The following is a 9,924-nucleotide window of genomic DNA, read 5'->3' as shown; positions in this document are numbered from 1 at the left end:
GGCTTTTGTCGTCCGCACGGAACGTTTTTTCTTCTTCAAGCATCGTATGAAGGTCTTTTAAAAATTCCGCCTTGTTTTCTTCTGCAACACAAATGGCTTCTTTTGCTCTGCCTGACATTTTCTGATAAACCCTGCCGAACTTTTCTTCTTCCGCAGATGAAATTTTTGCAGCCGGCTTAAAAGGCTGGGCATAAGATTTTTTCGCACAGCCTGCAAGACAAAAAATCCCGACAATTGCAAAAATCTCCAAAAGTGTTTTTTTAGTCATCAGAAACCTCAGTAACTGAATGAATTATATGGAACATATCAAAAAATCCAGTTCTCTCCAAAGCGCGTTTTATCGGCTCGGAAGGATTCATTATAAAAAGCTTTGTTCCAGAAGTTTCTGCGTCATTATGCCCTGCAAGAATAACTCCAATACCAGAAGAGTCAACTTGTGTTATCTGGCTTGAATCAAGGACAACGTTCGTGTCAGCTATATATTCAAAAAGCTTTTCCTGAAGTTCTGTAATCGTGTAAGAATTCAAAGAGCCTGTAAGCTCAAGCAGCATATAGTTAACACCAATTTTTTCTTTAAGCGCAAGCTGATCCATTTTTTGCCTCTTTAAAAAATCTTTTTATAAAAATCTTAAGCCTGAGCAGCCTGATTTCCCAAATACTTCATAACAAGCATCGTAATGTCGTTTTCAAGTTCCTTTGAAGTAAATTCAACAAGAGCGTCGTAAGTGAACTTCGCCATTTTTTCAGCAGGATAGCCGGAATTTTCCATAAGAGCATTTTGTGTTCTTGTTTTTCCGAAGATGTCGCCGCGCAAAGACTTTGTGTCAATAATTCCGTCTGTTACAATCATAACAATATCGCCTTCAGACAATTTGACTTTTTTTACTTTTATGTACGGAGCAACATCTTTTACAAATCCCAAAATATGACCTTCGCCCTGAACTTCAATAACATTATTGTAGGCGCGGGTGTACACAAGCAACGCAGGAATTCCGCAGTTGATATAATACATTGTGTCTGTGCTGAAATCAAGAATTCCAAATGTTCCAGCAAAGAAAGTTCCCTTTGGAAGATTTTCACGTATAAATGTATTCACTTTTGCAACAAGCAGCTTGAAGTCTGTGGTTTCTGAAAGGAAGGTTCTGATAATTGACTTCAAGATAACCATTCCCATTGAAGCCGCAATTCCTTTTCCGCTTAAAGCTCCAATTACAAAAATGTGCCGCGTATCAGTAAGGCGAATCATGTCAACAAATTCACCACCAATGTTGTGCGCCGGAACCATAAGATAGCCAGCGTCAATTTTCTTGCTTTTTATTAAATCCATGTTTTCCTGAATGGAAGTAATAATCTGTCCGGACATTCTAATTTCGCGGTTTACAGTTCCAACAACGGCTTCGTTCATGATATTCTTTACGTAATATCCTACAACAAAGAAGTTTGAATAGAATTTGTTAAAGACTTCATAGTCGTATTCAGAATAAATGTTTCCGCTGATTTTTTTGCCAAGAAGAATCAAACCTATAAACTGGCGGCCTTCGTTAAGCATAATCATTGCGTCTGAATTTGTGCTGTCCATTACTCCAAGAATTTTGCTTCTTACAGAGGCAAAAGAATTGTTTTTTTGAGCAAACTCGCGGAAAACAATCTGATGATGGTTGTTCATCAAAACATCCGAAACAGACTGGTCAATCGGAGTTGAAAAACTCTTGTCGCCGTCAGAAGAATAAATGCAGCTCATGTTGCCAACGCCGTCATCAATAAGAATTTTCATTGAAGAAGAGCCAACGTATTTCTTGAAAACATTGAAAACGCTTCCTGTAATTTCGTTCGCTTCAAGGCTAAAATCTATTGAAGTTATGTCGCGCTCAAAATCTTCTGAATACATTTTGTTTCTAAAAAGCTCGGAATTCTTGAACTTTCTGCGGAAAAGCATAAACACAAAGAAAACAAACGCAATCGCAACATAAATCAAGAGCTCAAAAATAAGAATGTTCACATTTGAAACCGGCAGAAGAAGCATAAAGAACACTGCGGAAGCAAGCATCGGCGCAATAAATCCAATCAAAAGACGAACAAAGCCCATCAAAAGAATTCTTGCGTCAACAATTTCGTCATTGGAATTTGAACGAGCAAAGAAATACATTCCCGGAATAAATCCAATAGGAACAAAATTGTTAAGAACCGGCTGAATTTCAGAGCAAAGATTCATATACCAGAAAACTACCCAAGAGAGCATAATTCCAAACACATTCTGAAGCATATTCTGCTGCTTAAGCTTTGAATTTGTATTTTCAGCGCGGACAATAACCATGACACAAACAAATGCCGGAATCACGACTCTGTACAGAAAGTTATACAAGGTAAGCCAAGAAACATTGAATGCGCCGCTCAGTTTTCCTTTAAATACAATTCCAGAAGAAATGCGCAGGAAGTTTCCTGTTGCAAGTGAAACCGAAGTAAATGCGTTCGGAGCAAAGAAAACCATGTAAACTGCAAGAATAAAAAGCAAAACCTGAAAAAATGTAACAGCCTTGCACTTTTTATAATCAGGAAAAATAAGCATATAGCTGCAAGCGCAAACAGAAAACCAGCCCATAAGCAGGTAAGTGAACCTACCTGAAAGCAAAGCCGCTAGAAATGAGTTGCGCTGTTCAACATGAAGCGACTGCGTTCCATCTGGATTTAAAAGCAAAGTATGTTGCACTGAGTTATGCAGACAAAGCATAATTGTAACTGCCATAAAGAAAAATATAACGCCCAAGAACAAAAACAAGTTTACAAGATTTGCGTTGGAAGAATTTCCCTTTACATTTTTATCAATGCTAAATGAAATATAAACAAGAACAGCGCAGATAACAATATTTATAATAGCAAAAATCATTTTTTACCTCTCTACCTTGGCGACCATCATTGTAACGTCGTCCCTGAGTTTTTTTCCACCGTTGTATTCCATAATGAGATTTACAACATCATCAATAAATTCTTTTGGCGACTTGGCCGCGCTCTTTTTAATTGTCTTCTGATAAAGCTCTGTGTCTCCAAGTTCCACACCTTCATCGTTCATAACTTCAGAAACACCATCGGAAGCCATAAGGATAACATCATCACGGAACAAACGCTGCTCATCAACCTGAACATCGTCAATGTCAATAATTCCAACAAGAGAACAGTTAGAAGTCAGAGGCTTGATTCTATAGCCGGACGGAGAATTTGTGATAATCAGCGGATCAGACATGGAAGCGTTCACATAGCGTATTGTCATTTTTTCAGTATCAACAATTCCAATAAAAAGAACCGTGTATTTATCTTGAAGTTTCATGCCTTTAATCGCTTTGTCTACAGCCTTAATCATGGCAGGAAGGTTTTCCTTGTCGCCAAGAATTTTTACAGTGTTCATAACAAGTCCCATGACCAGCGCGGCCGCAAGACCTTTTCCAGAAACGTCTCCAAGCATAAGAAGAGTTTTTGTCGGAGAAATCGGCAAAACTGAATAATAGTCTCCAGAAACATTTACAAGAGGACGGTAATAAGCCGCAACAGAAAGCTTGTCAATCTTAGGCATATTCAGCGGCAAGAACGACTTTTGTGTGTCCGCAAGCTGCTTCCATTCTCTTGAAAGCGAAGAAATTTCAGACAAGTTGCTGATTGTAAGAGCTCTAGCCTGAAAACGCACAAATTCATCGTAAAGCAACTTGTAAATTTCAGAATCAAAAAGTTTTGTATAGCGGCAGAAAACATAAAGATGCTTTTTATTATTTGAAAGAATAAAACCGCGGGCCTGGCTCTGCTTTGTTACAATACCAAATTCATTTCCCATAAAGAAATAGCCTTCGCCCCAAGTAACAGGATAATTAAGACGGAGCGAATCCATTACAGATTCAGAGCAGGAAATTCTGTCCGGACTGTTGTAAAGAACATAGTCTTTTTCACGGTCAATAAAAAGAACGGAGCAGTCGCCTTTAACTTCAAGAATAGAAGAAATCGCCTCGTAAAAATCATCCAGCGAATAGCAGAAACGGATTTTATCAATAAATTCACTTAAAATGCCAGTTTCCTTTGTAAAAAGCGCCTTGTTCCTGATTATGTCAAGAATTCCATTTTTTGCATGCGTAACAACAACATAGATGATTGAAAAAACAACAGAAGCTGTTATAAAGGCAAAGAATATAACATTTTCACGCGCATTTTTTACAGCAGGAGAAACGGCTGAAACTAAGAAAGCTAAAATTACAAGAAAAATGGCTCCCGTTGCAATTAAAACGGCATGTCTTTTAGTCTTATACATTTCTGCACCTCGCTCTTGGGTTTATACAACAGTATATCATACTATCGGCAGAAATTTAAGAAAAAATTATACGAAACTTAGAAATGAGCTAGAACAGTTTTCCCCGATCAAGCCGGGGAATATTAATGTTTTTATCAGCCTAGGGATTCTCTTGTCAAAAGATCCGGCGAAGACGTTGGTTTTTCCAATGCGGCAAAAGCTTCCATTGCGGCAATCTGCTGACGAGAAAGCTTTGAAGGAATCTGAACCATAATCTTTACATAAAGGTCGCCTTTCCTTGAAGAGCCTTCAACTGGAACGCCTTCATCACGCACGCGGAGGAATTTTCCGTGCTGAGTTCCTGCAGGAACTTTTATAGACAAAGTTTTTCCATCAAGATTCTTGATTTCTATAGTAGCACCCAAAACTGCCTGTGATATGCTTATTGGAACTGCGCAATACAAATCATGTCCATCGCGCTCAAAATATCTGTCAGATCTTACATTTACAGCTATTATAAGGTCTCCAGCATCACCGCCGTTTGTTCCAGCATTTCCCATTCCATGAATAGAAAGCCGTCTTCCGTTTTCTACGCCAGCAGGAATTTTTACACTCAGTGTTGTTGATTTTGAAAAAACTCCAGTTCCGTGGCAAGAAGCGCAAGGCTTATCAATTACAGTACCTTTTCCGTGGCAAGTAGGACAAGTTTGCTGAACAACAAAGAATCCAGAACTTCTTCCAACCTGACCTCTTCCGCCGCAACTAGGACAAGTCTTTACAGAAGAACCTGCTGCCCCTCCTGTTCCATGACAATCAGGACACTGCTCATCCCGTCTAAAAGTTATATCTTTCTTGCAACCGTAAACTGCTTCTTTAAAATCAATATGCAAGTCATAGCGCAAGCTCGCGCCGTCATTGTTGCTTCTGCTTCTTCCGCCTGAACCACCGCCAAAGCTAAATCCGCCGCCAAAAAGATTTTCAAAAATATCACTGAAACCACTTGAGCCGCCAAACAAGTCGCTAAAGTCATGGAAAGCATGACTATATCCTCCACTAGTAGCGCCACCCATTCCTTCAAGTCCAGCAAAACCATACTGATCATAAATCGGACGTTTCTGGTCGTCACTTAGAACTTCATAAGCTTCTGTTGCTTCCTTAAATTTTTCTTCTGCGTTTTTATCACCTGGATTGCGGTCTGGATGATACTGAATGGCAAGTTTTCTATAAGCTTTTTTTATTGCATCCTTATCCGCGCTTTTATCAATGCCTAAAACTTCGTAATAATCACGTTTTGCAGACATACTGTTTTCCTATAAAATCGAGGTTGCCCCGAAATTTCTTTCAAGACAACCCCGTTTTTCTTACTTTAGATTAGATTTTAGTTTTTTACTTCGTACTCAACATCATCAGCGTTGTTTGCGCCCTTGAATTCAGAAGAGTTTTCGTCTTTTCCTTCATCAGGATTCGGCTGTGCGCCTGCACCTGCATTAGCTCCTGCTGCGCCAGCTGCGCTCTGCTGCTTGTAGACTTCCTCAGCAATCTTGTAAGAAGCCTGCTTCAAAGCCTCAGTCTTTGCCTTGATGTCGTCAGTGTTTCCGCCTTCAATTGCTTTCTTCAAGTCTGCAACAGCGTCCTCGACTTTCTGCTTTTCAGCGCCGTTTATCTTGTCGCCAAGCTCTTTAAGGCTCTTTTCTGTCTGATAAACAAGGCTGTCAGCTTCATTCTTAGCATCGATTGCCTCGCGCTGCTTTTTGTCTTCATCAGCGTGAGCTTCCGCATCTTTTACCATGCGGTCGATTTCTTCCTTGCTCAATCCTGAAGAAGAAGTAATCTGAATGTGCTGCTCTTTGCCTGTTCCCATATCTTTTGCAGAAACATGAACAATGCCGTTCGCATCAATATCAAATGTGACTTCAATCTGAGGAACTCCGCGTGGAGCTGCAGGAATTCCATCCAAGTTAAAGTTGCCCAAAGTCTTGTTCTCGGAAGCCATTTCACGCTCGCCCTGCAATACGTGAATTGTAACCGCTGTCTGACCGTCTGTCGCTGTAGAGAAAATCTGGCTCTTCTTTGTAGGAATTGTCGTGTTTCTCGGAATCAGCTTTGTCATAACGCCGCCCATTGTCTCGATTCCAAGAGAAAGCGGAGTTACATCAAGAAGAAGAACGTCCTTTACATCGCCTGCGAGAACACCGCCCTGAATTGCAGCTCCCATTGAAACTGCTTCGTCCGGGTTGATTCCTTTCAACGGCTCTTTTCCGAAGAAGTTCTTTACAACTTCCTGGAATTTTGGCATACGAGAAGAACCTCCGATAAGGAGAACTTCGTTAATCTGGTCTTTTGTGTATCCAGAGTCTTTCAATGCGTTCTGGCAAGGAATAAGAACTCTGTCCCACAAGCTCTGTGTCATCTCTTCAAACTGAGCGCGTGTTAAAGTCTTCTGCAAGTGCTTAGGACCTGTCGCGTCAGCTGTGATGAACGGCAAGTTGATGTCTGTTGAAGACTGGTTTGAAAGAGCGATTTTTGCCTTTTCAGATTCGTCCTTGATACGCTGCATAGCCATCGGGTCTTTTGAAAGGTCGATTCCAGTGTCAGCCTTGAAAGAATTTACAAGCCAGTCTGCAATAGCATTATCCCAGTCTGCGCCACCAAGATGAGTATCGCCGTTTGTGGCTTTTACCTCAAATACGCCGTCAGCCATATCAAGAATTGTAACATCGAGAGTTCCGCCGCCTTCATCGATTACAGCGAGAACTTTCTCCGCGCTCTTGTCCTCTTTGAATCCGAACGCAAGAGCAGCAGCGGTAGGCTCGTTGATGATACGCTTTACATTCAAGCCAGCAATTGTTCCAGCGTCCTTTGTCGCCTGTCTCTGAGCGTCGTTAAAGTAAGCAGGAACTGTGATTACAGCATCTGTAACTTTTTCGCCAAGATAATCCTCAGCAGTTTTCTTCATCTTCTGCAAGATAAAAGCTGAAATTTCCTGAGGAGTGTACTCTTTCTGCTGGCCGTTGTCTGTAACAACAACAGCGACATTCTCGCCTTTCTGAACGATTCCGTAAGGAACACGCTTAATTTCTTCCTGAAGGTCAGAGTAGCGTTTTCCAATAAGACGTTTTACTTCGTAAACTGTGTTTTTAGGGTTTGTAATCGCCTGGTTTTTCGCAGCCTGACCAACGATTCTCTCGCCTTTTGCTGTGAATCCTACGATTGAAGGAGTGATTCTTCCGCCTTCTGAATTCTGAATGACAGTTGCCTGTCCATTTTCCATAACGGCAACTTCCGATGTGGTAGTTCCCAAGTCAATTCCGATAATCTTACCCATAATATTTACCTCTTTTTATATTCAATTTATTTTTTTCTGAAGAAACTATTTCTGCTCTTCAGTTTCTTTCTTTTCTTCTGACGGCTGCTGACTTACAGTTCCGTCCGGCATACTCACCATTACTTTTGCATGGCGAATAACTCTGTCCTTAAGCTTGTATCCTTTAAGATAAACTATTTTCAGCACAGGAGAAGCTACAGGGTCTTGAGAAGAGCCAATGGCTTCATGAATATCCGGATCAAAAGCATCGCCTGCAACGCCGTAAGCAACAAGATTATACTTGTTCTCAAGCATACTGATGAGGCTTTTGTTTATCATTTTTACGCCATCTGCAATAGACTTTGGATCTGTGGCAGTAGCAGCGGCTTCAACAGTGCGGTCAAAGTTATCAAGGCTTTCAAGAAGATCCTTTAGCAAATTTGTGTTCGCAAAATCAAAGGCTTCCTGTTTTTCCTGAATCGCTCTTTTTCTGTAGTTGTCAAAATCAGCGGCACGGCGCAAAACCTGATCTTTTAAGTCAGCGTTGGCTTTCTTTAGCTCGTCAATCTGCTTTTCAAGCTCTGCAATTTTTTCTTCTGCGGAAAAAGTTTTTTCTTCTTTAACTTCCGCATTTTCCTTTTTTTCATTTTCCTGAGCTACGGCATTCTGAACATTTTCATGCTCTTCGTGCTTGTGTTCCTCATGGTGATGATGTTTTTCTTTGCTCATTTTATTTTCCTATCTGATGAAAAAGATAATAAAATTTATGTTGAGTTGTCAACAAATTTTTGAATTTTGTCATCAGCAATGTATTTTTATTTGCGTTTTTCCATTGGAACGTAATCACGCTCTTCCGCAACATTTTTATACGCCGGACGGTAAATGCGTTTTCCTGCGACAATCTCTTCAATTCTGTGCGCGCTCCAGCCTGCAATTCTCGCAATGGCAAACAACGGAGTGTAAAGCTCACGTGGAATTCCAAGCATCGAATAAACAAAGCCTGAATAAAAGTCAACATTTGTGCAGATTCGTTTTTTCTGTCCATGCAGCTCGTAAAGAACTTCCGGAGCAAGGCGTTCTATTGAAGTGTAAAGATTAAATTCTTCCTCGCAGCCTTTTTCCTTTGCAAGTTCCGCAGCCTTGTTTCTTAAAAGAATTGCGCGTGGATCGCTGATTGTATAAACGGCGTGTCCTTGCCCGTAGATAAGTCCCGTGCGGTCAAAGGCTTCTTTTTTTCCGATTTTATAAAGATAGTCTTCTATTTCCTTTTCGTTGCTCCAGTCTTTTACATTTTCCTTGATATTGTCCATCATTTCTATAACACGGATATTTGCTCCACCATGGCGGCGACCTTTTAAAGAACCAACTGCGGCGGCAACAGCGGAATAAGTATCTGTGTCCGCAGAAGAAACCACGTGGATTGTAAGAGAAGAGTTGTTTCCTCCACCGTGCTCGGCATGAAGAATAAGCGCAAGGTCAAGAATTTCAGCTTCAAGACGAGTATAGCTCTTGTCGTTTCTTGTAAGGCGCAAGAAATTTTCAGAAGTGCTAAGTTCCGGAAGCGGATTATGAATGTACATGCTTTTTCCGTCATAATAGCGGCGTTTCGCCTGATAGCCATAAGCAGCCAATGTAGAAAAACGTGAAATAAGCTCAATGCACTGGCGAAGAATATTTGCAACGTCGCGGTTTTCTGGGTCTGGATCATAAGAATACGAAGCAAGAACTCCACGCGCAATTTTATTCATAATATCGCTTGAAGGAGCTTTCATTATCATGTCTTCTGTAAAATATTCAGGAAGAGACCGTAGGCTTCCCAAGAAACTTGAAAACTCATCCAGCTGCAACTGAGTTGGAAGCTGTCCGAACAAAAGAAGGTAAACACACTGCTCAAATCCAAACTGATGATGAAGTTCCGCATCTTTTGCAATGTCTTCAACATTATATCCGCGGTAAATCAGTTTTCCAGGAATTGCGACTTTATTTCCGTCATCATCGATGTAATAGCCTACAACATCTCCAATTTTTGTAAGTCCGACCAAAACACCGCGTCCGTCCGCATATCTTAGTCCGCGCTTGACATTGTATTTTTCATAAAGGGCTGGATCTATGGGATCGTTATCCACAGTAAGTTTTGAAAGTTTGTCGATAAAATTTGAAGTCTGACTGTTTTCGTTCATAGACGAGCCTCCATTTTTGTATAAATATGCACTTTTTTTATAAAAAACTATATCAGTATACGAAAAATTAAGTATTTATTCAACAAGAGAGAATAACTGACATTCCAGTTCTAACAAGCTTGTCATTGCTGTGCTACGACACGGGAATCTGTTTAGATTATCAACCGAGTTTC

Annotated in this window: 7 protein-coding genes and 1 pseudogene; all 8 read right to left on the bottom strand. The window is 40.6% G+C overall.

Annotated features, from left to right (window positions below; translation table 11 throughout):
- A pseudogene (locus tag B4C08_RS08375) lies at positions 1-268 on the bottom strand (peptidase M15); the annotation flags it as partial.
- Positions 261-593 (bottom strand): STAS domain-containing protein, encoded by a 333-nt coding sequence (locus B4C08_RS08370; protein ID WP_296091252.1) that lies wholly within the window; start codon positions 591-593, stop codon positions 261-263. The pseudogene B4C08_RS08375 and the gene B4C08_RS08370, both read right to left, overlap by 8 nt.
- A gap of 35 nt (positions 594-628) precedes the next feature.
- Positions 629-2,884, bottom strand: a complete 2,256-nt coding sequence (locus B4C08_RS08365) for a PP2C family protein-serine/threonine phosphatase (RefSeq protein WP_296664389.1) — start codon at positions 2,882-2,884, stop codon at positions 629-631.
- Between the two features lie 3 nt (positions 2,885-2,887).
- The gene (locus B4C08_RS08360; RefSeq protein ID WP_296664386.1) at positions 2,888-4,288 is read right to left on the bottom strand and encodes a PP2C family protein-serine/threonine phosphatase; all 1,401 of its coding nucleotides are present in this window, start codon (positions 4,286-4,288) and stop codon (positions 2,888-2,890) included.
- A 134-nt stretch (positions 4,289-4,422) separates the two neighbouring features.
- Positions 4,423-5,568, bottom strand: coding sequence for a molecular chaperone DnaJ (gene dnaJ / locus B4C08_RS08355; protein ID WP_296664384.1), 1,146 nt, complete (start codon positions 5,566-5,568; stop codon positions 4,423-4,425).
- A gap of 77 nt (positions 5,569-5,645) precedes the next feature.
- Positions 5,646-7,592, bottom strand: a complete 1,947-nt coding sequence (gene dnaK, locus B4C08_RS08350; RefSeq protein ID WP_296664382.1) for a molecular chaperone DnaK — start codon at positions 7,590-7,592, stop codon at positions 5,646-5,648.
- 45 nt (positions 7,593-7,637) lie between these two features.
- Positions 7,638-8,300: a nucleotide exchange factor GrpE gene (locus B4C08_RS08345; protein WP_296664379.1), complete on the bottom strand. Its 663-nt coding sequence runs from the start codon at positions 8,298-8,300 to the stop codon at positions 7,638-7,640.
- An 86-nt stretch (positions 8,301-8,386) separates the two neighbouring features.
- Complete coding sequence (locus B4C08_RS08340) at positions 8,387-9,751, bottom strand: citrate/2-methylcitrate synthase (protein WP_296664377.1); 1,365 nt, start codon at positions 9,749-9,751, stop codon at positions 8,387-8,389.
- Positions 9,752-9,924: the final 173 nt, after the last annotated feature.

Source organism: Treponema sp. UBA753 (assembly GCF_002297325.1).
In the GTDB taxonomy this organism is placed as follows: domain Bacteria; phylum Spirochaetota; class Spirochaetia; order Treponematales; family Treponemataceae; genus Treponema_D.
This window is presented reverse-complemented; position numbering and strand designations above follow the sequence as displayed.